The organism is Enterobacter sp. E20 (assembly GCF_000801755.2).
Lineage (GTDB): Bacteria > Pseudomonadota > Gammaproteobacteria > Enterobacterales > Enterobacteriaceae > Enterobacter > Enterobacter asburiae_B.
Genome location: NZ_CP012999.1, coordinates 384,735 through 410,325, shown reverse-complemented (window position 1 = coordinate 410,325; position 25,591 = coordinate 384,735). Strand labels below are relative to the sequence as shown.

14 protein-coding genes, 1 tRNA gene and 3 rRNA genes are annotated in these 25,591 nt (G+C 50.4%); 11 read left to right on the top strand and 7 right to left on the bottom strand.

Annotated elements, in window-relative coordinates; genetic code table 11:
* Positions 1 to 69: 69 nt before the first annotated feature.
* The 5 genes from NI40_RS01905 (at position 70) to NI40_RS01885 (ending at position 8,673) form a co-directional block, all read left to right on the top strand.
* The gene (locus NI40_RS01905; RefSeq protein WP_236918792.1) at positions 70 to 1,938 is read left to right on the top strand and encodes a DUF262 domain-containing protein; all 1,869 of its coding nucleotides are present in this window, start codon (positions 70 to 72) and stop codon (positions 1,936 to 1,938) included.
* A 189-nt stretch (positions 1,939 to 2,127) separates the two neighbouring features.
* Positions 2,128 to 3,684, top strand: a complete 1,557-nt coding sequence (locus tag NI40_RS01900; RefSeq protein ID WP_039260974.1) for a type I restriction-modification system subunit M — start codon at positions 2,128 to 2,130, stop codon at positions 3,682 to 3,684.
* Positions 3,681 to 4,880, top strand: coding sequence for a restriction endonuclease subunit S (locus NI40_RS01895; protein ID WP_039260972.1), 1,200 nt, complete (start codon positions 3,681 to 3,683; stop codon positions 4,878 to 4,880). The genes NI40_RS01900 and NI40_RS01895 overlap by 4 nt, the downstream gene beginning before the upstream one ends.
* A 116-nt stretch (positions 4,881 to 4,996) precedes the next feature.
* Positions 4,997 to 8,113 carry an HsdR family type I site-specific deoxyribonuclease gene (locus NI40_RS01890; RefSeq protein ID WP_039260971.1) on the top strand — a complete coding sequence of 1,039 codons (3,117 nt, stop codon included), beginning with the start codon at positions 4,997 to 4,999 and terminating at the stop codon, positions 8,111 to 8,113.
* A 221-nt stretch (positions 8,114 to 8,334) separates the two neighbouring features.
* Positions 8,335 to 8,673: a 5-fold beta-flower protein gene (locus NI40_RS01885; RefSeq protein WP_020838577.1), complete on the top strand. Its 339-nt coding sequence runs from the start codon at positions 8,335 to 8,337 to the stop codon at positions 8,671 to 8,673.
* A 536-nt stretch (positions 8,674 to 9,209) separates the two neighbouring features.
* Here the strand turns inward: NI40_RS01885 and rrf are convergent.
* The 4 genes from rrf to NI40_RS01865 all read right to left on the bottom strand — a co-directional run bounded on the left by rrf (position 9,210) and on the right by NI40_RS01865 (position 14,187).
* A 5S ribosomal RNA gene (gene rrf / locus NI40_RS01880) occupies positions 9,210 to 9,325 on the bottom strand.
* Between the two features lie 71 nt (positions 9,326 to 9,396).
* Positions 9,397 to 12,301: ribosomal RNA gene (locus NI40_RS01875) — 23S ribosomal RNA — on the bottom strand.
* Between the two features lie 183 nt (positions 12,302 to 12,484).
* Positions 12,485 to 12,560 (bottom strand) — tRNA-Glu (locus tag NI40_RS01870).
* An 85-nt stretch (positions 12,561 to 12,645) separates the two neighbouring features.
* Positions 12,646 to 14,187 (bottom strand): 16S ribosomal RNA (locus NI40_RS01865).
* The 16S, 23S and 5S rRNA genes sit together here with 1 tRNA gene alongside, the layout of an rRNA operon.
* A 496-nt stretch (positions 14,188 to 14,683) precedes the next feature.
* Here NI40_RS01865 and NI40_RS01860 point away from each other — a divergent pair.
* A complete protein-coding gene (locus tag NI40_RS01860) occupies positions 14,684 to 15,637 on the top strand; it encodes a nickel/cobalt transporter (RefSeq protein WP_039262371.1) in 954 nt (317 codons plus the stop codon).
* A 34-nt stretch (positions 15,638 to 15,671) separates the two neighbouring features.
* Here NI40_RS01860 and proP read toward each other — a convergent pair whose 3' ends face one another.
* Complete coding sequence (gene proP / locus NI40_RS01855) at positions 15,672 to 17,174, bottom strand: glycine betaine/L-proline transporter ProP (protein ID WP_029740241.1); 1,503 nt, start codon at positions 17,172 to 17,174, stop codon at positions 15,672 to 15,674.
* A gap of 648 nt (positions 17,175 to 17,822) precedes the next feature.
* Here proP and kdgT point away from each other — a divergent pair.
* A complete protein-coding gene (gene kdgT, locus NI40_RS01850; protein WP_033144443.1) occupies positions 17,823 to 18,815 on the top strand; it encodes a 2-keto-3-deoxygluconate transporter in 993 nt (330 codons plus the stop codon).
* 44 nt (positions 18,816 to 18,859) lie between these two features.
* On the opposite strand, the gene NI40_RS01845 is transcribed toward kdgT, so the two are convergent.
* Together NI40_RS01845 and crfC are read right to left on the bottom strand one after the other, a co-directional pair.
* Entirely contained in the window at positions 18,860 to 19,735 is an 876-nt protein-coding gene (locus NI40_RS01845) for a diguanylate cyclase regulator RdcB family protein (protein ID WP_039262372.1), read from the bottom strand.
* Positions 19,732 to 22,077: a clamp-binding protein CrfC gene (gene crfC / locus NI40_RS01840; protein WP_039262373.1), complete on the bottom strand. Its 2,346-nt coding sequence runs from the start codon at positions 22,075 to 22,077 to the stop codon at positions 19,732 to 19,734. The genes NI40_RS01845 and crfC overlap by 4 nt, the downstream gene beginning before the upstream one ends.
* A 595-nt stretch (positions 22,078 to 22,672) precedes the next feature.
* On the opposite strand from crfC, the gene NI40_RS01835 reads away from it, so the two are divergent.
* The 4 genes from NI40_RS01835 (at position 22,673) to phnD (ending at position 25,532) form a co-directional block, all read left to right on the top strand.
* Positions 22,673 to 23,008 (top strand): zinc ribbon domain-containing protein YjdM, encoded by a 336-nt coding sequence (locus NI40_RS01835; protein WP_023310096.1) that lies wholly within the window; start codon positions 22,673 to 22,675, stop codon positions 23,006 to 23,008.
* Between the two features lie 80 nt (positions 23,009 to 23,088).
* The gene (yjdN, locus tag NI40_RS01830; protein ID WP_039262374.1) at positions 23,089 to 23,529 is read left to right on the top strand and encodes a VOC family metalloprotein YjdN; all 441 of its coding nucleotides are present in this window, start codon (positions 23,089 to 23,091) and stop codon (positions 23,527 to 23,529) included.
* Positions 23,530 to 23,702: 173 nt separating this feature from the next.
* Positions 23,703 to 24,491 (top strand): phosphonate ABC transporter ATP-binding protein, encoded by a 789-nt coding sequence (phnC, locus tag NI40_RS01825; RefSeq protein ID WP_033144439.1) that lies wholly within the window; start codon positions 23,703 to 23,705, stop codon positions 24,489 to 24,491.
* Positions 24,492 to 24,515: 24 nt separating this feature from the next.
* Positions 24,516 to 25,532, top strand: a complete 1,017-nt coding sequence (gene phnD / locus NI40_RS01820) for a phosphonate ABC transporter substrate-binding protein (RefSeq protein WP_039262375.1) — start codon at positions 24,516 to 24,518, stop codon at positions 25,530 to 25,532.
* Positions 25,533 to 25,591 lie beyond the last annotated feature (59 nt).

Below are 25,591 nucleotides of genomic sequence, written 5' to 3'. Positions count from 1 at the left end.
TTGTGCAAAGACTGTACTACCGACACGCAATAAATTAAAATAGGCCAGCTAATATAACATATGAGGTTTATGATGGCTGGCCAGTATGAAAAAGCAATAACGATAAAACAAGCGATAGATTCAATTAATTTACGCCACTATCTTCTGCCTGCAATTCAGAGGAAGTTCGTCTGGAGCAGCAGTCAGATATGTTTGCTGTTTGATTCCATCATGCGAGACTACCCGATAAACTCTTTCATGATGTGGGATATCCGTAGTGCCAGTATTAAAAATGATTACAAATTCTATGAATTCCTGAAAGAATACTGTCAGCGATTTAATGAAGAAAACCCCTGCGTAGCAACAAATGCTGGGTTTCATGATTTCAAGGCCGTGATTGATGGTCAGCAGCGTCTCACATCATTATATATTGGATTGTGTGGAACGTATGCGTATAAACAGCCCCGGATGTGGTGGCCTTCGGCACAGGATGATCGCATCCTGCCACCCAGAAAGCTTTACGTCGATTTAACAGCGCCATTTAAGTCAGACGACGAACTCATGATGAAGTACAACTTCAGGTTCCTCACCGACAAGCAATACGCTGATTCACTTACAGACAACAAACATCACTGGTTCTGCCTGCACGAAATATTCAAATACGAGCAACATGATTCTCCGGATGATATTTTATTTAACGTTGTCGTACCAGAACTCGAAAAAAGAGGACTCATTTCCAGTGAATTTTCCAGAAAAACTCTGCTTAAACTTTATACCAAGATAAGAACTGAGAATCTTATCCACTACTTCAATGAGAGCAGTCAGGACATTGATCATGTGCTGGATGTTTTCATCCGCACGAACAGCGGGGGGACAAAACTTGAGTTCTCCGACTTACTGATGTCAATAGCGGTAGCACACTGGCAGGGGGATTTCAGAAGAGAACTGGATGAACTGACAAAAAACATTTATCAGAATAATGAAATGGGGTTTTATATTGAAAGAGACTGGTTCTTAAAAACCAGCCTGATGCTTATTGACTCTGACGTCCGGTTCAAAGTAAAAAACTTCACTTCAGAGGAGGTCGGTAAGATACAACAACAATGGTCTGAAATAAAATCCTGTATCAAGGAGACTTTTATTCTTATCAGGCGATTCGGCATCAATCCACAGTCTTTGATATCTAAAAATGCAGTCATTCCTGTGGCCTACTGGCTTTACAAAAAGCAAACCAGTGGACATCCATTATATACAACGATTAATCTCCTGAATAAAAACCACAATGAACGCTCAGTAATTAGCCAGTGGTTTTACATGGTACTTCTGAAAGGGATCTTTGGAAGCCAGGCCGATGCGCTACTCACGAGCATCAGAGATGTAATGAAAAATAGTCTTTCAGATGTTCATTTTCCTCTTGAGAAGATTATTGACAGATATAAAGGCTCGAATAAGGACCTCAGATTTGACGACGAATACATCGAAAGCCTTCTCAATATCAGATATGGCGAAGGTCGTTGCCGAGCACTATTGCATCTTCTGTTCCCTGAAATGAATCCGACCGAGGTGTTTCATATTGATCACCTTCACCCAAGAAATCATTTTTCAAAGAAACATCTTGAAAAATTAGATTATATTGCGAATTCACCGGAGAACCTCAGCTTTTATGAAAACCCGGAACACTGGGACACCATACCGAATCTTCATTTACTGAATCACTCTCAGAATGTAAGTAAACAGGATACTTCCCTGAAACAATGGCTATCTCATTCATCAAACAACTATACGCCATCAATGCTGTTAGTTTCAGATGACAATATTGAGTTCAGTCGCTTCCCGTATTTCTACAATGAGCGGAGAAGCGCTCTGAAGCAAAGACTTCTGAATCGAGTGTTTCTTACAACAAAAATAGATTCATCACCATCCACAATGGATACGGATGAAGAAATTCTCACCGACTGAACGTTCAGCCCCGATGGTATTGGGGCTTCAGTATTTATCGTCAGCACACCGTTTCTACTGGCCTGACTGAAAGAGCGCTGCCTACACAACCGGGCAAACTGTAGTGGTCAACAAAGCCTGTCATCCATATGAAATTGCGATAAAATCGGGCCAATAACAGTACTTAAGAATCATACAACAGGATACAAAATGACAAGCCTTCAGCAGCGTGCCGAGCTACACCGTCAAATCTGGGCCATTGCCAATGATGTCAGAGGCTCCGTAGACGGATGGGATTTTAAACAGTATGTACTCGGTGCACTTTTCTATCGCTTCATCAGTGAGAATTTTTCCAGCTACATGGAAGCAGGGGATGAGAGCATACATTATGCAGCACTTGATGACAGCATCATTACCGATGACATCAAAGATGATGCCATCAGGACTAAAGGCTATTTCATCTACCCGAGCCAGCTGTTCTGCAACGTTGCCGCTAAAGCGAACACCAACGACAGGCTGAATGCTGATTTAAACAGTATCTTCGTCGCTATAGAAAGCTCTGCCTACGGCTATCCGTCCGAGGCTGACATCAAAGGCCTGTTTGCCGATTTCGATACAACCAGCAATCGTCTGGGTAACACAGTTAAAGACAAAAACAGCCGTCTTGCCGCCGTTCTGAAAGGCGTTGAAGGGCTGAAGCTGGGGAATTTTAACGAGCATCAGATTGACCTGTTTGGTGATGCCTATGAATTCCTTATTTCTAACTATGCGGCGAATGCAGGTAAATCGGGCGGGGAGTTCTTCACTCCACAGCATGTCTCTAAGCTGATTGCGCAACTGGCAATGCACGGGCAGACCCACGTCAATAAAATCTACGACCCGGCTGCAGGCTCTGGCTCTCTTCTGCTTCAGGCCAAAAAGCATTTTGATAACCATATCATTGAAGAAGGTTTTTATGGTCAGGAGATAAATCATACAACCTTTAACCTGGCGCGTATGAACATGTTCCTGCACAACATCAACTACGACAAATTTGATATCAGACTGGGGAATACCCTGACTGAGCCTCACTTTGGCGATGAAAAACCGTTTGATGCGATCGTTTCTAACCCACCGTACTCGGTTAAGTGGATTGGTAGTGATGATCCGACCCTGATTAACGATGAGCGCTTTGCTCCTGCTGGCGTACTGGCCCCGAAATCAAAAGCTGACTTTGCATTTGTACTACATGCGCTGAACTACCTGTCTGCTAAAGGGCGTGCAGCAATAGTCTGCTTCCCCGGTATTTTCTACCGTGGCGGTGCAGAGCAGAAAATCCGCCAGTACCTGGTCGACAACAATTATGTTGAAACTGTGATTTCACTCGCTCCAAACCTGTTCTTTGGCACCACCATTGCCGTTAACATTCTGGTGCTGTCCAAGCACAAAACAGATACCCGCGTTCAGTTTATTGACGCCAGCGGGTTGTTTAAGAAAGAAACCAATAACAATATCCTGACTGATGCGCACATTAAACAGGTTATGCAAGTATTCGACAGCAAGGCAGACACTGACCATCTGGCGAAAACGGTGCCGCTTGAGGCCGTTGCCGCCAATGACTACAACCTGTCTGTCAGCAGCTATGTCGAAGCGAAAGATACCCGTGAAATAGTTGATATCACCGAACTGAATGCTCAGCTGAAAACTACCGTCAGCAAAATCGACCAGTTGCGTCAGGATATTGATGCGATTGTGGCAGAAATCGAAGGCAGAGAGGCGAAGGCATGAGCGAACTGAGATATCTGGAAAAGCTGCTGGATGGGGCCGAGGTTGAGTGGAGGGCGCTGGGGGATATTGCTGAGTACTCAACGACAAGAATTGATGCGGATAAACTTGATGCAACGTCGTTCACAGGTGTTGATAATCTAGTTGCTGATAAAGGGGGCCGTATTGATGCAAGCTATCTACCCAATACAACTCGTTTAACAGGGTACAAACAAGGAGATATTCTTCTTGGGAACATCCGTCCATACCTAAAGAAAGTATGGCTGGCTACCAATTCTGGTGGGTGTAGTGGTGATGTTCTAGCCGTTTGTATTGCTGAGGACTATAGAAAGCGTATTTGTTCAGAATATCTGTACTATCTGTTGTCGTCGAATTCATTTTTCTCTTACAACATGCAACATGCCAAAGGTGCAAAAATGCCTCGGGGCAGTAAGTCCGCTATTCTGGATTTTCAAGTTCCCATTCCCTGCCCATCCAACCCAGAAAAGTCTCTTGCCATCCAGTCTGAAATCGTCCGGATTCTGGATAAGTTTACTGCACTTACAGCTGAGCTTACAGCTGAGCTTACAGCTGAGCTTAACATGCGAAAAAAACAGTACAACTACTATCGCGACCAGTTGCTGAGTTTTGATGAGGATGAAGTTGAGTGGAAGATGCTGGGAGATCTAGGGGAAAATCTGGATTCGAAAAGGAAACCCATTACCAGCGGTCTGAGGGAAGCCGGAAGTATTCCTTATTATGGCGCTTCTGGAATTGTCGATTATGTTAAAGATTACATTTTTGATGGTGATTTTTTACTGATTTCTGAAGATGGCGCAAATTTGTTAGCCCGCAATACGCCTATAGCATTTAGTATCAGTGGTAAATCTTGGGTAAACAATCATGCACATGTGATTAAATTCGATTCCTATGCAGAACGAAGGTACGTGGAGTACTATCTGAATAGCATTGATTTATCCCCCTATATTTCCGGAGCAGCGCAACCAAAACTAAATAAGAAAAATTTAGAGAGCATACGTATTCCAAATCCTTCACCTGAAGATAAAGAGCGGATAGTTTCTATTCTGGACAAATTTGATGCGCTAACAAACTCCATCAACGAAGGCCTTCCTCGTGAAATCGAGCTGCGCCAGAAACAGTACGAGCACTATCGTGATTTACTGTTCAGCTTCCCGAAACCAGAAGCCGCCAGCAACTGACAGGCCATTGATACCGGTAGGGTATGTTTTCACCCGCCCGGTATCAGGTTTTATGAATGCCGGAAGATGCTTCTGATACCCTTCCGGACTTTGCCAGATGACGCACAGGATGCACCATGACACAACAGACACACACCATTGCTGAATCCAATAACTTTATCGTCCTTGATAAATACACAAAAGTTATGGATACCGGTGACAGCTACCAGAGCGAATCGGACCTTGAGCGGGAGCTGATTCAGGACCTTCTTAATCAGGGTTATGAGTTTATCTCCGTTAAGTCACCGACAGCGATACTGGCGAATGTGCGGGACCAGCTTCAGCGTCTTAATGGTGTGGTGTTTAACGAAAGTGAATGGCGGCGTTTCGCAGAGCAGTATCTCGACAGCCCCAGTGACAGCAGCCTGGACAAAACCCGTAAAATCCATATCGACTATATCTGTGATTTTACGTTTGATGATGGTCGTCTGGAAAACATCTATCTGATAGATAAAAAGAACCTGCTGCGCAATAAGGTGCAGGTCATTCAGCAGTTTGAACAGACCGGCTCACACGCTAACCGTTATGATGTTACGATTCTGGTCAACGGCCTGCCACTGGTGCAAATCGAACTCAAAAAGCGCGGCGTGGCGATTCGTGAAGCCTTTAACCAGATACACCGTTACAGCAAGGAAAGCTTTAACAGCGATAACTCCCTGTTTAAATACCTGCAACTCTTCGTGATTTCCAACGGGACTGATACCCGGTACTTTGCCAGTACCACTAAACGGGATAAAAATAGCTTTGATTTCACCATGAACTGGGCAAAGTCGGATAACACTCTGATTAAGGACCTGAAGGACTTTACCGCCACTTTCTTCCAGAAGCATACTCTGCTGAATGTTCTGTTTAATTACAGCGTGTTTGACAGCAGCCAGACGCTGCTCGTCATGCGCCCCTATCAGATTGCCGCCACCGAGCGCATTCTCTGGAAAATCAACAGCTCTTTTAAAGCGAAGAACTGGTCAAAACCCGAAAGCGGTGGATTTATCTGGCATACCACAGGGTCAGGAAAAACCCTGACCAGCTTTAAGGCCGCACGTCTGGCTACTGAGCTGGACTTTATCGATAAAGTCTTCTTCGTGGTCGACAGGAAAGACCTCGATTACCAGACCATGAAGGAGTATCAGCGCTTCTCTCCGGACAGTGTCAATGGTTCGGATAATACAGCAGGCCTCAGAAGAAACCTGGATAAGGACGATAACAAAATTATCGTCACAACTATTCAGAAACTCAATAACCTGATGAAAGCCGAAGCTGACCTGCCCGTCTATCAGCAGCAGGTGGTGTTTATCTTTGATGAGTGTCACCGCAGCCAGTTTGGTGAGGCCCAGAAAAACCTCAAAAAGAAATTCAGGCGCTTTTATCAGTTTGGTTTTACCGGTACGCCTATTTTCCCGGAAAATGCTCTGGGGGCAGAAACCACCGCCAGCGTCTTCGGGCGTGAATTACATTCTTACGTAATTACTGATGCGATTCGTGATGAAAAAGTACTGAAGTTTAAGGTGGACTATAACGATGTCCGCCCACAGTTTAAGTCCCTTGAAACGGAAACAGACGAGAAAAAACTCAGCGCGGCTGAAAACCAGCAGGCCTTTCTGCACCCACTGCGTATCCAGGAAATAACGCAATACATTCTCAATAACTTCCGCCAGAAAACGCATCGTACCTTCCCGGGAGCAAAAGGCTTCAATGCCATGTTAGCAGTGAGCAGCGTGGACGCGGCAAAAGCTTATTACACGACATTTAAAATGCTACAGGAAGAAGCTGAGAAGAAATCTGGCAGCTATAAACGTCTTCGGGTGGCAACCATCTTCTCTTTTGCTGCTAATGAAGAGCAAAGCGCCATTGGTGATATTACCGACGAAAGTTTTGATACCAGTGCAATGAACAGCAGCGCAAAGGAATTCCTGGATTCAGCCATTGATGACTATAACAATCACTTTAAAACCAATTTCAGCACCGACAGTAACGGTTTCCAGAACTACTACCGCGATTTAGCTCAACGAGTGAAAAATCAGGATATTGACCTTCTCATCGTGGTGGGAATGTTCTTGACTGGCTTTGATGCTCCGACTCTCAATACTCTGTTCGTTGACAAAAACCTGCGTTATCACGGTCTGATGCAGGCATTCTCACGCACCAACCGTATCTATGATGCAACCAAAACCTTCGGCAATATCGTGACTTTCAGGGACCTGGAGCGTCCGACCATTGATGCCATCACACTTTTCGGCGACAAAAACACCAAGAATGTGGTGCTGGAAAAAAGCTACGAAGAGTACATGCAGGGCTTTACCGATGCGGCAACCGGTGAGGCTAAACGAGGTTTTATGGCTGTTGTTTCGGAGCTGGAGCAGCGCTTCCCTGACCCTGCCAGTATCGATAGTGAAAAAGAGAAAAAAGCCTTCGTCAAACTGTTTGGTGAATATCTGCGGGCAGAAAACATCCTTCAAAACTATGATGAATTTGCCACGCTGAAAGCCCTGCAGAAGGTTGATATTAGTGACCCGGAAGCGGTAGAAACCTTTAAAGCAGAGCACTATGTGGATGATGAAAAATTTGCTGAATTACAAACCATTCGCCTCCCTGCCGAACGTAAAGTTCAGGACTATCGCTCAGCATACAATGATATCCGGGACTGGCAGCGACGCGAAAAAGCAGCAAACGACAGGGATACATCAACCACAGACTGGGATGACGTGGTGTTTGAAATTGACCTGCTTAAGTCGCAGGAGATTAACCTGGACTACATCCTTGGTCTGATTTTCGACCACAATCGTCAGAAAAAAGGTAAAGAAGCCCTGACTGAAGAGGTCAGACGCTTAATCCGCTCAAGTCTGGGCAACCGTGCCAAAGAAGGTCTGATTGTTGACTTTATTCAGCAAACTAACCTTGATGACATGCCGGACAAGGCCAGTATCATTGATGCATTCTTTACCTATGCTCAGCGTGAACAGCAACGGGAAGCAGAGGCGTTGATTAAGGAAGAAAACCTCAATGAAGAGGCTGCAAGGCGCTATATCCGCACATCACTAAAACGGGAGTATGCCACCGAAAATGGGACGGAGCTAAATGAGACGCTACCAAAGCTCAGTCCGCTGAATCCTCAGTACAAAACGAAAAAGCAGACTGTATTCCAGAAAATTGGGGCATTTATCGAAAAATTTAAAGGGGTTGGAGGACACCTCTAGATGTCAGATAAAAGAACAATGCGCTACCGTAATTTATAGGTAAGATTGTATCTTTTCACCTGCATCAGACCTGTTATGATCGATGAGGCGCTGGTTAATGTTAATGCTAACTGGATGAGTTTTAAACGCTGATTCAGACAATTAGCGTCCAGAACTTACAGAAACCAGTGCTTGATTTTTGATGGTAAAGTGCTGAACGGACGTATCACAGGAGAATGCTTATGAGCGTAACTATAAAAGACGATCGACTCCGTACCATCGCTACCTTTGACGGTAAAACCCTGAAAGACGACCGACTCAGGACCATCGCAACGTTTGACGGTAAAACCCTGAAAGACGACCGGCTCAGAACCATCTCAACTTTTGACGGTAAAACCCTGAAAGACGACCGACTCCGCACCATCGCTACCTTTGATGGCAAGACCCTGAAAGACGATCGACTCCGCACCATCGCAACATTTGATGGTAAAACACTTAAAGACGATCGACTCAGAACCATCGCGACAGTTAATGGTAATGTCAGTATTGTTGTTTTGGCGTTTGCTGCTCGGCTATTTTAGGGCTAAGAGCCTATCTCAACAGAGATTAATACTTTACCCAAAAGATATAATATCAGTATCTAAAAGCCTGCACCGTCTGATTTTTAGTCATTGAATCGCGAGAACGGGAGATAATTTCTCTTCTATGGGTATAGGCTCATAATGGTAGGATTCTGGTAGCTTCGAAACGCCGTATTTAAGCAATACTTAAGTCATGAAGAACCAAACTTAAACATTTTTCTCAAGGTAAACCAGTAAAAAACTGTTAGTGCTGATGGATCGTTTGGGCTCTTTTAAAGGGATTGAAAATCCCCGTGTCCTTGGTTCGATTCCGAGTCCGGGCACCACTATTTAAAGAACCCAGCCTATGGCTGGGTTTTTGCTTTTCTGCGTTTATACATCCCTTCTTTGTATTCTTATTTCTCTTTGCCGTGGGATCCGCTTGTCGGGCCTGTGAATTTTGTAGGCCGGATAAGGCGAAGCCGCCATCCGGCATGTTTTCCCGGGCACAAAGCAAAAAACCCCGCACCTTACGGTACGGGGTTCTTCTAATTGATGCCTGGCAGTTCCCTACTCTCACATGGGGAGACCCCACACTACCATCGGCGCTACGGCGTTTCACTTCTGAGTTCGGCATGGGGTCAGGTGGGACCACCGCGCTAAAGCCGCCAGGCAAATTCTGTTTAATCTGTATCAGGCTGAAAATCGTGTCTGTCTCATCCGCCGAAACAGCTTCGGCGTTGTAAGGTTAAGCCTCACGGTTCATTAGTATCGGTTAGCTCAACGCATCGCTGCGCTTACACACCCGACCTATCAACGTCGTAGTCTTCAACGTTCCTTCAGGACCCTTAAAGGGTCAGGGAGAACTCATCTCGGGGCAAGTTTCGTGCTTAGATGCTTTCAGCACTTATCTTTTCCGCATTTAGCTACCGGGCAGTGCCATTGGCATGACAACCCGAACACCAGTGATGCGTCCACTCCGGTCCTCTCGTACTAGGAGCAGCCCCCCTCAATTCTCCAGCGCCCACGGCAGATAGGGACCGAACTGTCTCACGACGTTCTAAACCCAGCTCGCGTACCACTTTAAATGGCGAACAGCCATACCCTTGGGACCTACTTCAGCCCCAGGATGTGATGAGCCGACATCGAGGTGCCAAACACCGCCGTCGATATGAACTCTTGGGCGGTATCAGCCTGTTATCCCCGGAGTACCTTTTATCCGTTGAGCGATGGCCCTTCCATTCAGAACCACCGGATCACTATGACCTGCTTTCGCACCTGCTCGAGCCGTCACTCTCGCAGTCAAGCTAGCTTATGCCATTGCACTAACCTCCTGATGTCCGACCAGGATTAGCTAACCTTCGTGCTCCTCCGTTACTCTTTGGGAGGAGACCGCCCCAGTCAAACTACCCACCAGACACTGTCCGCAACCCGGATCACGGGTCTACGTTAGAACACCAGCCATTAAAGGGTGGTATTTCAAGGTTGGCTCCACGCAGACTGGCGTCCACGCTTCAAAGCCTCCCACCTATCCTACACATCAAGGACCAGTGTTCAGTGTCAAGCTATAGTAAAGGTTCACGGGGTCTTTCCGTCTTGCCGCGGGTACACTGCATCTTCACAGCGAGTTCAATTTCACTGAGTCTCGGGTGGAGACAGCCTGGCCATCATTACGCCATTCGTGCAGGTCGGAACTTACCCGACAAGGAATTTCGCTACCTTAGGACCGTTATAGTTACGGCCGCCGTTTACCGGGGCTTCGATCAAGAGCTTCGCGTTGCCGCTAACCCCATCAATTAACCTTCCGGCACCGGGCAGGCGTCACACCGTATACGTCCACTTTCGTGTTTGCACAGTGCTGTGTTTTTAATAAACAGTTGCAGCCAGCTGGTATCTTCGACTGATTTCAGCTCCACCCGCAGGGGCTTCACCTACATATCAGCGTGCCTTCTCCCGAAGTTACGGCACCATTTTGCCTAGTTCCTTCACCCGAGTTCTCTCAAGCGCCTTGGTATTCTCTACCTGACCACCTGTGTCGGTTTGGGGTACGATTTGATGTTACCTGATGCTTAGAGGCTTTTCCTGGAAGCAGGGCATTTGTTACTTCAGCACCGTAGTGCCTCGTCATCACACCTCAGCGTTAAAAGGTACCGGATTTACCTGGAACCTCCGCCTACATGCTTAAACCGGGACAACCGTCGCCCGGCTAACATAGCCTTCTCCGTCCCCCCTTCGCAGTAACACCAAGTACAGGAATATTAACCTGTTTCCCATCGACTACGCCTTTCGGCCTCGCCTTAGGGGTCGACTCACCCTGCCCCGATTAACGTTGGACAGGAACCCTTGGTCTTCCGGCGAGCGGGCTTTTCACCCGCTTTATCGTTACTTATGTCAGCATTCGCACTTCTGATACCTCCAGCATGCCTCACAGCACACCTTCAACGGCTTACAGAACGCTCCCCTACCCAACAACACCTAAGTGTCGCTGCCGCAGCTTCGGTGCATGGTTTAGCCCCGTTACATCTTCCGCGCAGGCCGACTCGACCAGTGAGCTATTACGCTTTCTTTAAATGATGGCTGCTTCTAAGCCAACATCCTGGCTGTCTGTGCCTTCCCACATCGTTTCCCACTTAACCATGACTTTGGGACCTTAGCTGGCGGTCTGGGTTGTTTCCCTCTTCACGACGGACGTTAGCACCCGCCGTGTGTCTCCCGTGATAACATTCTTCGGTATTCGTAGTTTGCATCGGGTTGGTAAGCCGGGATGGCCCCCTAGCCGAAACAGTGCTCTACCCCCGAAGATGAGTTCACGAGGCGCTACCTAAATAGCTTTCGGGGAGAACCAGCTATCTCCCGGTTTGATTGGCCTTTCACCCCCAGCCACAAGTCATCCGCTAATTTTTCAACATTAGTCGGTTCGGTCCTCCAGTTAGTGTTACCCAACCTTCAACCTGCCCATGGCTAGATCACCGGGTTTCGGGTCTATACCCTGCAACTTAACGCCCAGTTAAGACTCGGTTTCCCTTCGGCTCCCCTATACGGTTAACCTTGCTACAGAATATAAGTCGCTGACCCATTATACAAAAGGTACGCAGTCACACCACTAGGGTGCTCCCACTGCTTGTACGTACACGGTTTCAGGTTCTTTTTCACTCCCCTCGCCGGGGTTCTTTTCGCCTTTCCCTCACGGTACTGGTTCACTATCGGTCAGTCAGGAGTATTTAGCCTTGGAGGATGGTCCCCCCATATTCAGACAGGATACCACGTGTCCCGCCCTACTCTTCGAGTTCACAACCTGTGTGCTTTCGTGTACGGGACTGTCACCCTGTACCGTGCGACTTTCCAGACGCTTCCACTAACACACAAGCTGATTCAGACTCTGGGCTGCTCCCCGTTCGCTCGCCGCTACTGGGGGAATCTCGGTTGATTTCTTTTCCTCGGGGTACTTAGATGTTTCAGTTCCCCCGGTTCGCCTCGTTAACCTATGTATTCAGTTAACGATAGTGCAACGAATTGCACTGGGTTTCCCCATTCGGACATCGCCGGGTCAAAGGTTCATATCACCTCGCCGGCGCTTTTCGCAGATTAGCACGTCCTTCATCGCCTCTGACTGCCAGGGCATCCACCGTGTACGCTTAGTCGCTTAACCTCACAACCCGAAGATGTTTCACTTCTGATTGCGAAAATTTGAGAGACTCGAACACACCATTAAAGATGTGTCGTTTCAATTTTCAGCTTGATCCAGATTTTTAAAGAGCAAATATCTCAAACGTCACCCGAAGATGAGTTTTGAGATATGACGGCAGGTGACTTTCACTCACGAACCAGCAAGTGGCGTCCCCTAGGGGATTCGAACCCCTGTTACCGCCGTGAAAGGGCGGTGTCCTGGGCCTCTAGACGAAGGGGACGTGTAAGTCTCAATCGCAAGACGCCTTGCTATTTACTTTTCATCAGACAATCTGTGTGAGCACTACAAAGGCAGGTTCTTTAAGGTAAGGAGGTGATCCAACCGCAGGTTCCCCTACGGTTACCTTGTTACGACTTCACCCCAGTCATGAATCACAAAGTGGTAAGCGCCCTCCCGAAGGTTAAGCTACCTACTTCTTTTGCAACCCACTCCCATGGTGTGACGGGCGGTGTGTACAAGGCCCGGGAACGTATTCACCGTAGCATTCTGATCTACGATTACTAGCGATTCCGACTTCATGGAGTCGAGTTGCAGACTCCAATCCGGACTACGACGCACTTTATGAGGTCCGCTTGCTCTCGCGAGGTCGCTTCTCTTTGTATGCGCCATTGTAGCACGTGTGTAGCCCTACTCGTAAGGGCCATGATGACTTGACGTCATCCCCACCTTCCTCCAGTTTATCACTGGCAGTCTCCTTTGAGTTCCCGGCCTAACCGCTGGCAACAAAGGATAAGGGTTGCGCTCGTTGCGGGACTTAACCCAACATTTCACAACACGAGCTGACGACAGCCATGCAGCACCTGTCTCAGAGTTCCCGAAGGCACCAATCCATCTCTGGAAAGTTCTCTGGATGTCAAGAGTAGGTAAGGTTCTTCGCGTTGCATCGAATTAAACCACATGCTCCACCGCTTGTGCGGGCCCCCGTCAATTCATTTGAGTTTTAACCTTGCGGCCGTACTCCCCAGGCGGTCGACTTAACGCGTTAGCTCCGGAAGCCACGCCTCAAGGGCACAACCTCCAAGTCGACATCGTTTACGGCGTGGACTACCAGGGTATCTAATCCTGTTTGCTCCCCACGCTTTCGCACCTGAGCGTCAGTCTTTGTCCAGGGGGCCGCCTTCGCCACCGGTATTCCTCCAGATCTCTACGCATTTCACCGCTACACCTGGAATTCTACCCCCCTCTACAAGACTCTAGCCTGCCAGTTTCGAATGCAGTTCCCAGGTTGAGCCCGGGGATTTCACATCCGACTTGACAGACCGCCTGCGTGCGCTTTACGCCCAGTAATTCCGATTAACGCTTGCACCCTCCGTATTACCGCGGCTGCTGGCACGGAGTTAGCCGGTGCTTCTTCTGCGGGTAACGTCAATTGCTGAGGTTATTAACCTCAACACCTTCCTCCCCGCTGAAAGTACTTTACAACCCGAAGGCCTTCTTCATACACGCGGCATGGCTGCATCAGGCTTGCGCCCATTGTGCAATATTCCCCACTGCTGCCTCCCGTAGGAGTCTGGACCGTGTCTCAGTTCCAGTGTGGCTGGTCATCCTCTCAGACCAGCTAGGGATCGTCGCCTAGGTGAGCCGTTACCCCACCTACTAGCTAATCCCATCTGGGCACATCTGATGGCAAGAGGCCCGAAGGTCCCCCTCTTTGGTCTTGCGACGTTATGCGGTATTAGCTACCGTTTCCAGTAGTTATCCCCCTCCATCAGGCAGTTTCCCAGACATTACTCACCCGTCCGCCGCTCGCCGGCAAAGTAGCAAGCTACTTTCCGCTGCCGCTCGACTTGCATGTGTTAGGCCTGCCGCCAGCGTTCAATCTGAGCCATGATCAAACTCTTCAATTTAAGTTTGATGCTCGTGAATTAAACTTCGTAATGAATTACGTATGTTCACTCAGAGACTTGGTATTCATTTATTGTCCGAAGACATTAAGAATCCATGTCACTTTGAGTGCCCACACAGATTGTCTGATAAATTGTTAAAGAGCAGTTGCAACGCGGCGTTAAGCTCACCGTTGCGAGGTGGCGTATATTACGCTTTCCTCTTTCAGAGTCAACCCGTTATTTCAGAATTTTTCTCTTCAACCGACCGGGTTGTTTGTGAAGTGATTCACATCCGCCGTGTCGATGGAGGCGCATTATAGGGAGTTCTCAGCAGGCCGCAACCGCTAAATGTCAGAAAAATGACTGACTGCTGCATTCCACAGCAAAACCCCGCCTTATACCCTTTTATGCACAAAGTTATCCACAATCATGAGCGGATCGCGATGCGATCCTACGAATTGAGCGGGAAGATCAACTATACTAGCGGCAAATAATCTCCTCTGTGCAGGCCCCCCTCATGACCACACAACGCCTCGCCCGCGACTGGCGTCTCCCTACCGCAGGTTTGCTGCTGCTGGCAATCCTCTTTGCGGGTTTTACCCTGCATGCGCACTGGAACGCCTTTATCCAGTGGTGTCTCGCCACGCAAATTACGCTGCACCGCTATCTGGTGATGTATCTGCTGCAGCTTAATAACCACCAGTACAGCGGCGGATTATGGCTGTTAACGGGGGCTTTCCTTTATGGTGTTCTCCACGCCATTGGCCCCGGACACGGAAAGTTCATCGTGACGACCTATCTGACCACCAATAAGGAAAGCGAGCTGGCCGCCCGGGTCGTCCCCTTCCTGGGTAGCCTGATGCAGGGCGTCAGCGCCATTCTGTTTGTCTTTATTCTGGCGGTAGGGTTTAACCTCGCCTCCGGGGATATCAGTACCAGCCGCTGGTACGTGGAAAAGATAAGCGCAGTGCTTATTGGCGCATTCGGTGCTTTTGCCATTTACCAGGCGCTGAAGAGCCTGCGCCCGCGCAGAATGACTATCTCCGCCATCAAGCCGCTTCATCAGCATGATGAACACTGTGGCTGCGGCCATCACGGCGTAGGTACAGACCTGACGCAGGGCGACTGGAAAACCCGTCTGGGCGTGATTCTGGCGATTGGCGCACGCCCGTGCAGCGGGGCGATCATGATTCTGATGTTTTCGAACGCGCTGGGCATTGTCACCTGGGGGGTGGCCGCGGTCATGACCATGTCTTTGGGCACCGCACTTTCTATTGTGGGGCTTTCCCTGGCTGTACGTTACGCCCGCGAGCGCACGGTGAACTGGTTCGGAGAAAGCGCCTCATTGAGATGGCTGGTACCGGCAGTCAAAATAGCCGGAGGGATAGTCCTGATCCTGTTTGCGACGGTGCTGTTCCTGACGGTGATCCCCGTCAGCGCCAATGGCGACTACATCGCTGCCGGATGTTAATAAAAGAAAACCCGCCGTTGGCGGGTTTTCTTTATTACTCGTTGATGCGTGGATGCTGGTCCACCAGTCGGGAGCGTTTTTTCTGCAGCTCTTCAATCTCTGCGTCAATATCCTCAATCTTCTGCTCTACGTTATCGTAGTGCTCGCGCAGGATCTCTTTCGCTTCCTGGATGTCAGACGCCGCAGGCGTTGCGCCTTTCAGAGGGCGATTCGCCGTCTCCTTCATGGTAAGACCTGTAATCAAACCAATCACCGCAATCACCATCAGGTAATAAGCCGGCATCATCAGGTTCTGCGTGCTCTCGACCAGCGAGGCGGCAAGCGTCGGGGTCAGACCAGCAATCAGCACTGAGATGTTAAAGGCCGCGGCCAGCGCGCTGTAGCGAATGTGCGTCGGGAACATCGCGGGCAACGTGGAGGCCATCACCCCGATAAAGCAGTTAAGGATCACCGCCAGCATCAGCAGACCGGCAAAAATCAGCCCCAGCACATCACTGTTAATCAGAATGAATGCCGGAATTGCCAGAGCAAACAGCGCAACGCTTCCCAGGATAATGAACGGTCGACGACCAAAACGGTCACTCAACAGGCCCATAATCGGCTGGACAAACAGCATACCCACCATGATGGCGATAATAATCAGCACACCGTGATCTTCCGAGTAGTGCAGGTTATGCGACAGATAGCTCGGCATGTAGGTCAACAGCATGTAGTAGGTCACGTTGGTCGAAATCACCAGACCAATACAGGTCAGCAGGCTGCGCCAGTGCTTAGTGGCAATCTCTTTGAACGACACCTTCGGACCATCCTGCAGCCCTTCGCGGTCACCCTGTTCCAGTTTTTCGACGTGCTGCTGGAAAGCAGGCGTCTCTTCCAGCGCATGACGCAGGTAAAGACCAATAATCCCCAGCGGCAATGCCAGGAAGAACGGGATACGCCAGCCCCAGTCGAGGAAGTTATCTTCACCCACCACGGTTGAAATCAGCACGACTACGCCTGCACCCATGACAAACCCGGCAATCGAGCCGAAGTCCAGCCAGCTCCCCATAAATCCGCGCTTACGGTCCGGGGAATACTCGGCAACAAAGATCGAGGCACCGGTATATTCACCGCCCACGGAGAAGCCCTGCGCCATCTTACATATCAGCAGGAGAATCGGTGCCCAAATGCCGATGGTGGCGTAAGACGGTATAAGGCCGATACAGAATGTACTGATCGACATAATGACGATGGTGATGGCCAGGATCTTCTGACGACCATATTTATCGCCGAGCATACCGAAGAACAGACCACCCAGCGGGCGAATCAGGAAGGGAACGGAGAACGTACCCAGCGCGGCAATCATCTGCAGGCTGGGATCGGCCCCGGGGAAAAACACTTTACCTAACGCATAGGCCACAAAGCCGTAGACACCAAAATCGAACCATTCCATCGCATTACCGAGCGAGGCTGCGGTAATGGCTTTACGCAGCTTTGCGTCATCAATAATGGTGACGTCGCGAAGCGTGATGGGTTTAATCTTTTTCCTTCTTAGCATAGCTATCCTCGTTGACTCGGCCCTGTCTGTTTCACAGTTCAGTTAGCGTTCTGTGAACCATGGGATCCGCTCCATGCGAATCGCCTTATTCAAGCGTAGCAGGTTTACTTACATTGACGTTTTACGTCGATACAACCGAACCTGTTGACGCCTGCCTGGGCAGTTAATGACCTTTTTACCCTACCAGCGTTTATATTTGTGATCAACTTCACACATATTTTCGTGTCTGGTCAACTCAGGCAAATTTTTGTCAAGGAGTGCCAATAAGTACTTCCTTAGCCCACCTAAAGAACATCCTCCCGCACGTCATTATTTCTTTCGTAACAGAAAAACAAACCACGTTAATTCACATCAGGTTTACATAAATTTTCATCAGCAGGAACCGGCCTCAAGTTTTACATTGAATATGTGATAAAGATAACTAAAACGATGTTTTATTTTCATTGAATCAATATTCCAATGATCGCATCATAAATCCGAATTCAGCGTTTTACGTGTTTAAGGAAAAGGTTAATTGAGAGCACGCATTTAATTTTGTTGCAGGGCTTTCGAAAAAACACCACAAGCAATACGAGCAATCAATTGAATTTATTGACTAATTTTTAACACCTATCCCCCGTACTGCGGGATCCGATGTGAGGTTTGTCTATGAAGATTAAAGCCACGATAGAACGTATACCCGGCGGCATGATGCTGGTTCCGCTGGTACTGGGCGCGATCCTGAATACCCTTGCTCCCAATACCGGAGCTTATTTTGGCGGTTTCACAAAAGGCATGATAACAGGCACGGTTCCCATTCTTGCCGTCTGGTTTTTTTGTATCGGCGCATCCATTAATTTACGGGCAACGGGGACAGTATTACGGAAATCCGGCACGCTGGTGATCACCAAAATAGCGGTAGCCTGGGCGGTGGCAATGATATGCGCGATGTTCATTCCGGAGAATGGAATTCAGACTGGGTTCTTTGCGGGTTTATCGGTCCTGGCGATCGTCTCGGCGATGGATATGACCAACGGCGGATTGTACGCCAGCCTGATGAACCAGTACGGAACGAAAGAAGAGTCCGGCGCATTTGTGTTGATGTCTCTGGAGTCCGGCCCATTGATGACGATGCTGATCCTGGGGTCTGCTGGCCTGGCCTCGTTTGAACCCCACCACTTTGTCGGCGCGATCCTGCCCTTCCTGGTCGGTTTCGCCCTTGGCAATCTCGACCGCGATCTGCGTGATTTCTTCAGCAAAGCCACCCCGGTGCTGATCCCGTTCTTCGGTTTCGCACTGGGGAACACCATCAACCTGAAGGTCATTCTCGATACCGGCCTGCTGGGCATTGTGCTGGGTGTCGCCGTGATCGTCATCACCGGTATTCCGCTGATTATTGCCGACCGCGTCATCGGAGGAGGAAACGGCACGGCCGGCGTCGCCGCCTCTTCAGCCGCCGGTGCTGCAGTCGCAAACCCGGTGATTATCGCCCAAATTAACCCGGCCTTCGAACCGGTCGCCGCTTCAGCGACGGCGCTGGTTGCCGCGAGCGTGATCGTCACCGCGATTCTGGTCCCCATCATCACGGCGCTGTATGCGAAACGCTACGGGAATATGCAAGAGACCCTGCCTGAACCGAAGCCGATAGAAATGAATCATTAACACACCGCACCGTTCCCTCTCCCAATGGGGAGAGGGGGAGAGATTTAGCCAAAAATCTCTTCCACCATCCCGTCCACCAGCCGTTTTGCCGAACAGAGTCTCGGCATGCCCAGCGCGACGGTCTGCCAGTTTTGCGTCACTGACCAGCTCACCGGATGTTGATCCGCCTGACACCAGTCCCCCAGCCAGCCCAGCATGTCTTTATGATCGATTAACCCCGGAGAGGCCGGCGTTGTCAGCCACTGGTGATAGAAATGGCGGGTCGTGGGTGACGCATTGATGCCCTGTGCCAGATAGTTAGCCGCCATGCTGCGCAGGTTATCCTTAAGCATTGCCGCCACATCTTCATTCGCGAGGCGGCATGCGTCACCAAATGCCCCCCAGCGCAGCTCTTCCAGGACGATAAAACAGCGCCCGGCCAGCGACCAGCCATCATAATGCCCGGCCCGCCAGCGGGTAAAAATCTGCTCGCTATGCTCACCCGCCTGCACCGTCAGCCCGCGCTGGGTTAGCGCCTTCTCTTTCCAGGCGGCGCGTTGGGTAAAATGAGAAGCGAGTTCAGCGTACTGCTGCATCAGACCGGGGGACTGCTGGGCGCGCGGGTGCGTCTGCTGGCGCAAAGCAATCAGTTTCTCTGCCATCAGCGTCAGCGCGAGATGACCCGGGTCAAGCATGCCGGCCAGTTTTTCCGCCAGCCCCAGGCGCAGCGCCGCATTTTCATTGAGCATACCCGCCATCGCCCAGGGGCGCAGCCGGGTATGCGTCATGATTTCCTGAGTCAAACGCTCACGAAACTGAAGCTGTTGTGGTCCCAGGTGAGGATGACGCGCCGCGTCCACTCCCTGAACCAGATCGACCATAAATTTTGGATTAATACACTCCAGCGTTCGCCCGGGACCGTCCAGTAGTGGTGTTGTCATGGTTGCTCTGCCGCGAATAGAGTTTGAATATCATCGCGTAACAGTCGGGTATCTTCCTGTATCCACGCCGCAGTCGTAATACTTTGCTTCAACAGCTGGCAGAGCGCTCGGGTTGAATGCTCATTCTGTTGACGCACTGCGAGGCTATCACGCAAGCTTTCCTGTAACCCGGTCAGGCACAGCGAGAATTCTGCAAAGAACGTCGCCATTCCTGCCGTAACAGAGACATCGACCTGCGCGGACAAAGCTTTACGTATTTGTTCACAAAACAGCTCAATATGTTGCTTAAATTTGTCATGTAGCTGCGCAATATCGATAACATATCGCGTGCGCGTTTCCACATACTCATCCCAGCCCCAGCCCGGATTATTGAGCCAGCGAGAGACCGTTTCTCGCATACTGCTCCCGCCTGATGACGGGCCTGCCTGGCTGTCATCCTGCGCTATTGCATCATTAAAAAGCGCCCGCGTATTGAAGTTGAGCTGGTGAGCCTGAAACGCCGGGAAACTGATTCGCGCCCGAAAGCCCGCATGGCTCAGATGCTCTTTAATACGCGTTTCGATGGGGCGCATGGCTTCGTTCAGGGAACGCGCCAGCGTAGATTCAAGCTGGTCGAAGCGTAACGCCAGCTCCCGGCAGATTTTCGTCTGTGCATCCAGCATCACCAATTCGCAGGAGGAGCGGATTTTACTCAGCGCGATCTGCGCCTGCCCTTCATCGTCCAGAACCAGCTGCTTCAGCTCGTCACCGTGAGGGTTCTGCCGATCGATACCTGCCAAGTCAAGAATATGCTGAGCGCTGAACACCTCGCCAATCGCCTGGTTAAGCGCGGTTTTTTGCGCTCCCATAAAGTCCGCTGTAGCGTTCAGCGCCTCCTCAACTTCATGTTTCACCTCATCGCTCACCGCGCTCTGACGCGTCTGGAGAAGCGCCATGTCCTCTTCCAGACGTGCGATATTCAGTTCCAGAGCCTCAAAGGCAACCGTCAGCCCCTGATAGCGGAAATCGAGGTACTCCCGGGCATTTTGTGCGTAGTTGAGCAGCTTATGCGAGGCCGAACGCAGCGCGTAAAGCGAGGCATTGGCATAGGCGGCGTAAATCAGTTTGCGTATCGGTTGTTCGAAAAGCGAATCTTCCCAGAGCAAATCGGCAGCATGACGAATATGGTCGATATCGTCCAGGTCCGCCGTACGCCAGCGTCGCCCAAGCGCCGCTTCGGCAAAATCCTGCACCCAGGGTTGCTCCTGATGATCCGGCAGTTGTCCGTGGGTACTCATCTCGTAGCGAGCGCGGTTCGCCAGATAGGCCCACATGGACGAAACGGGGTAGATCTGGCCAGGCGAAATATTGCCTTTCATTAAGGTGCCGGAGATCATCGCCCGGATCTGCTCTTCATCGTCGCTATTGCGATCTTTCTGATCGAATTTATTGACCAGCGCATACAGCGGCACGGATTTTCCCGCCGCGGAAATAGCCTGGCGGACTTCTTCATCAGAGATGGATTTAAGCTGGGTATAATCCATCACGGCCAGCACCGCCGACGCGCGGGACAACTGCTCGCTGAGCATTTTTTGCAGGTGCGGCTGTCCGGCCTCATTCGGCCCGGGCGTATCGAGCAGCGTCAGCTGTCCGAGGTGAGCATCCAGACCCGCAAGATGCACGAACTCCACTTCAATCACCGGAATATGTTCGATAGCCGCATACTCAGAGAACGGAAACTCCACCCCTAACGCCTGGGAAAGCCTCACCAGGTCGTTGAGGCTTTTCAGACAATGAAATATCGGCTGCGCGCCCAGGTGATGCTTCTCAAAAGCCTCTCCTTTTTCAATGCGCTCCAGCAGCATATTCATGTCTTTATCAATTTCCAGATGCTGAGCGAGCTTTCCGCGATCGTAATCGCATAGCTTTTTCTGAAGCAGTTGGATCAAATCATCAATGGGCGAGGCATGTGAGAAATGCAGCACCGGCTCCTTCTGACCCGGCGTGTGGCGAATCAGAGTAGGAAGCGCCGTCATCGGACGATTGCGGTTCGGCAACACTTCGGTCCCCACAATCGCATTAATGGTGGTCGATTTCCCCGCTTTCATAGTGCCCACAATAGCCAGAACCATTTCCAGCCGGGTTATTTTTCGTAATTCATTATTCAGCATCGCCTGCTGCGCTTCGACACCACGCGCGCTAAAATGCAAAGGTAAAACGTTGTTCTTTTCACCCGTAATAGCAGCCGCGGTGCTCTCCAGCATCGCAGTCGGCATTGATTTCAACGTATCAAGGTTTTGCCGGGCGAGCTGTAGCAAACGCTCAGCTTCCTGGCTTAATTCAAAAATGGTCTGTGTGTGCATGATAAAAGCCTTTCCTTAACGCAAATTTATTACTTTTATTAAGCCACTGGTATTAATTATGTTGTTCAGGCTTATATGATCACGTGTGGAAAACATGTCCGCCGAAATATAACTGATTGATGATAATCAGAAATAATTCGCTATCCTTGCATGGCGTGTATAGCTCCCCTCCTGGCCTGACGGCCAAAGGAAAAAAGCGTAGCCCAATTTTAAGAAACTTCAGGATATATCATCATTATTTACCCACCTAAAAAGAGAGGTAATACGCCCCTGCCAAAAGATATGGATGGCAGCGAAGTCAGGAGATAAATAACAATGTGTCGCTTCACCTTATCCGAAATGAAGGAGCGTAGCAATTTGCTGCAATAAAATATTCGATATATTTAGCGTCATTTCTTCCCAACGTGTTAATGAGGTAAGCATCGCTTAACTGACTGACAGGAAGTGTCACTCCCGATACGCTTTTTGCATTTTTTTAATTCACAATGTCACCGACAAACGTGTGGATTTGCGCTATACTTGCCGCCTTTTTCGGCACGCTGCCGTCATTTAGCTGGCACTTTCCAGCGCGTTTACACTTTTTGAGGATACCGATATGTCACTCCCACACTGCCCAAAATGCAATTCTGAATACACCTATGAAGATAATGGCATGTTCATCTGCCCGGAATGCGCTCACGAATGGAATGATGCCGAACCATCACACGATGCTGATGCACTTGTCGTAAAAGATGCAAACGGCAATTTGCTGGCGGACGGCGACAGCGTAACCGTGATTAAAGATCTGAAAGTGAAAGGCAGTTCTTCCATGCTGAAGATCGGCACCAAAGTGAAGAATATCCGTCTGGTTGAAGGCGATCATAATATCGACTGCAAAATTGACGGCTTCGGTCCGATGAAGCTGAAATCAGAGTTCGTGAAAAAGAACTGATTTACCCGCCCGGTGGCGCTTCGCTTACCGGGTTTTCGGGAACTACACTTAACGGGCTTTTCTTACGTGAGGTAAAGATTATGCCGTTAAGTCCCTACATCTCTTTTGCCGGCAACTGTGCAGAAGCCACTTCTTTCTACCAGCAAGCCGTCGGCGCAGAGCTTCTCTATAAAATCACCTTCGGCGAAATGCCAAAAAGCGATAACAGCGATGAAGGCTGTCCGTCCGGTATGGAATTTCCGGATTCGGCTATCGCTCACTCCAACGTTCGCATTGCGGGCAGCGATATCATGATGAGCGACGGGATGCCGCCGGGCAGCAACGCGCAGTACGCGGGTTTCACGCTGGTACTCGATACCCAGGACGTTAATGAAGGCAAGCGCTGGTTTGACAACCTCGCCGCGGGCGGGAATATCGACATGGCCTGGCAGGAAACCTTCTGGGCACACGGTTTCGGTAAAGTCACCGATAAATACGGCGTGCCGTGGATGATTAACGTCGTTAAGCAGCAAACGTCTTAGGCCGGATAAGCGCAGCGCAGCCAGCAACAGCGCCCGGTGGCGCTGCGCTGACCGGGCCTACGGTGACTGTCATCGCTTTCACTTCAACTCTTCAAACTCCCGCAACCCAGACTTAACCCAAATGTCACATTGATGCGCCAGCATGAGGCCACATTTATCGTGAGGCCCAGCACATGCAAACCGTCATCCGCGTCGAGAAACTGAGCAAGACCTTCCATCACAATAAGGCTCTGCATGCCGTTGATCTGACCGTCCAGCAGGGCGAAATGGTGGCGCTGCTGGGGCCATCCGGTTCAGGTAAATCCACCCTTCTGCGTCATTTAAGCGGCCTTATCACCTGCGATAAAACGCCGGAAAGCCACGTCGAGCTGCTGGGCAATACCGTGCAGCGCGCGGGGCGTCTCGCCAGCGATATCCGCAAGAGCCGCGCCCAGACGGGCTACATCTTCCAGCAGTTCAACCTGGTGAACCGCCTGACGGTGCTGGAGAACGTGCTGATTGGCGCGCTCGGCAGCACCCCGTTCTGGCGCACCTGTCTGCGCTGGTTCTCCCCTTCGCAGAAGCAGGAAGCCTTGCAGGCGCTGACCCGCGTCGGCATGGCGCATTTTGCCCACCAGCGCGTCTCCACCCTGTCCGGTGGGCAACAGCAGCGCGTGGCGATTGCGCGCGCGCTGATGCAGAAAGCGCAAATCATTCTTGCAGACGAACCCATTGCCTCGCTGGACCCGGAGTCCGCCCGCATCGTGATGGAAACCCTGCGCGACATTAACCAGAACGACGGCATCACCGTAGTGGTCACGCTGCATCAGGTGGATTACGCCCTGCGCTACTGCGAACGCATTGTCGCCCTGCGTCAGGGACATGTGTTCTTTGATGGCGCGAGCCATCAGTTTGATAACGAACGTTTTGACCATCTCTACCGCAGCATTAACCGCGTCGAAGAGAACGCGCAGGCTGCTTAATTAAACCCGATCCGAGGAAAGTACATGAGCTACAAAGCCGTTGCCGCGCTGGCCTTTACCAGCATGTTCAGCCTCAGCACCCTGTTAAGCCCGGCGTATGCACAAGAGCAGGAAAAAGCGCTGAACTTCGGCATTATTTCGACGGAATCACAGCAGAACCTGAAGCCTCAGTGGGAACCGTTCCTGAAAGATATGGAAAATAAGCTGGGGATCAAAGTGAACGCCTTCTTCGCCCCGGACTACGCGGGCATCATCCAGGGGATGCGTTTTAATAAAGTGGACATCGCCTGGTACGGCAACCTCTCCGCCATGGAAGCGGTGGACCGCGCGAACGGCCAGGTCTTTGCCCAGACCGTCGCGGCAGATGGCTCCCCGGGCTACTGGAGCGTGCTGATCGTGAACAAAGACAGCCCGATCAACAACCTCAACGACATGCTCGCCAAACGCAAAGAGCTGACCTTCGGCAACGGCGACCCGAACTCGACCTCCGGCTACCTTGTCCCTGGCTACTACGTCTTCGCCAAAAACAACGCCTCCGCCAGCGACTTCAAACGCACGGTGAACGCCAGCCACGAAACCAACGCCCTGGCCGTGGCCAACAAGCAGGTGGATGTCGCCACCAACAACACCGAGAACCTCGACAAGCTGAAAACCTCAGCGCCGGACAAGCTGAAAGAGATCAAGGTTATCTGGAAATCACCGCTGATCCCCGGCGACCCGATCGTGTGGCGTAAAAATCTCTCCGAGAGCACCAAGGACAAGGTTTACGACTTCTTCATGACCTATGGCAAAACGCCGGAAGAGAAAGCGGTCCTGGCGCGTCTGGGCTGGGCACCGTTCCGCCCGTCAAGCGACCTGCAGCTGGTCCCGATTCGCCAGCTGGCGCTGTTTAAAGAGATGCAGGGCGTGAAGGACAACAAAGGGCTGAAGGACGAGGAGAAGACCAGCAAAGTGGCCGCAATTGAGGCCCAGCTGGAAGACCTCGACCGCCTGACCGCCGCGCTCGGTGCGATGACGAGCGTGAATAAAGCGGTGCAGTAGTGCCTTTCTCCCTCTCCCCGTGGGAGAGGGGCGGGGTGAGGGCATCAGCGCGCACATTT

Excerpts from the sequence above, each read along its gene's own strand:
- kdgT (WP_033144443.1), top strand. The coding sequence starts at position 17,823 with ATGAAGATTAAAGCCACGATAGAACGTATACCCGGCGGCATGATGCTG.
- crfC (WP_039262373.1), bottom strand. The coding sequence starts at position 22,077 with ATGCACACACAGACCATTTTTGAATTAAGCCAGGAAGCTGAGCGTTTG.
- proP (WP_029740241.1), bottom strand. The coding sequence starts at position 17,174 with ATGCTAAGAAGGAAAAAGATTAAACCCATCACGCTTCGCGACGTCACC.
- NI40_RS01900 (WP_039260974.1), top strand. The coding sequence starts at position 2,128 with ATGACAAGCCTTCAGCAGCGTGCCGAGCTACACCGTCAAATCTGGGCC.
- NI40_RS01845 (WP_039262372.1), bottom strand. The coding sequence starts at position 19,735 with ATGACAACACCACTACTGGACGGTCCCGGGCGAACGCTGGAGTGTATT.
- NI40_RS01895 (WP_039260972.1), top strand. The coding sequence starts at position 3,681 with ATGAGCGAACTGAGATATCTGGAAAAGCTGCTGGATGGGGCCGAGGTT.
- NI40_RS01835 (WP_023310096.1), top strand. The coding sequence starts at position 22,673 with ATGTCACTCCCACACTGCCCAAAATGCAATTCTGAATACACCTATGAA.
- yjdN (WP_039262374.1), top strand. The coding sequence starts at position 23,089 with ATGCCGTTAAGTCCCTACATCTCTTTTGCCGGCAACTGTGCAGAAGCC.
- phnC (WP_033144439.1), top strand. The coding sequence starts at position 23,703 with ATGCAAACCGTCATCCGCGTCGAGAAACTGAGCAAGACCTTCCATCAC.
- phnD (WP_039262375.1), top strand. The coding sequence starts at position 24,516 with ATGAGCTACAAAGCCGTTGCCGCGCTGGCCTTTACCAGCATGTTCAGC.
- NI40_RS01885 (WP_020838577.1), top strand. The coding sequence starts at position 8,335 with ATGAGCGTAACTATAAAAGACGATCGACTCCGTACCATCGCTACCTTT.
- NI40_RS01890 (WP_039260971.1), top strand. The coding sequence starts at position 4,997 with ATGACACAACAGACACACACCATTGCTGAATCCAATAACTTTATCGTC.
- NI40_RS01905 (WP_236918792.1), top strand. The coding sequence starts at position 70 with ATGATGGCTGGCCAGTATGAAAAAGCAATAACGATAAAACAAGCGATA.
- NI40_RS01860 (WP_039262371.1), top strand. The coding sequence starts at position 14,684 with ATGACCACACAACGCCTCGCCCGCGACTGGCGTCTCCCTACCGCAGGT.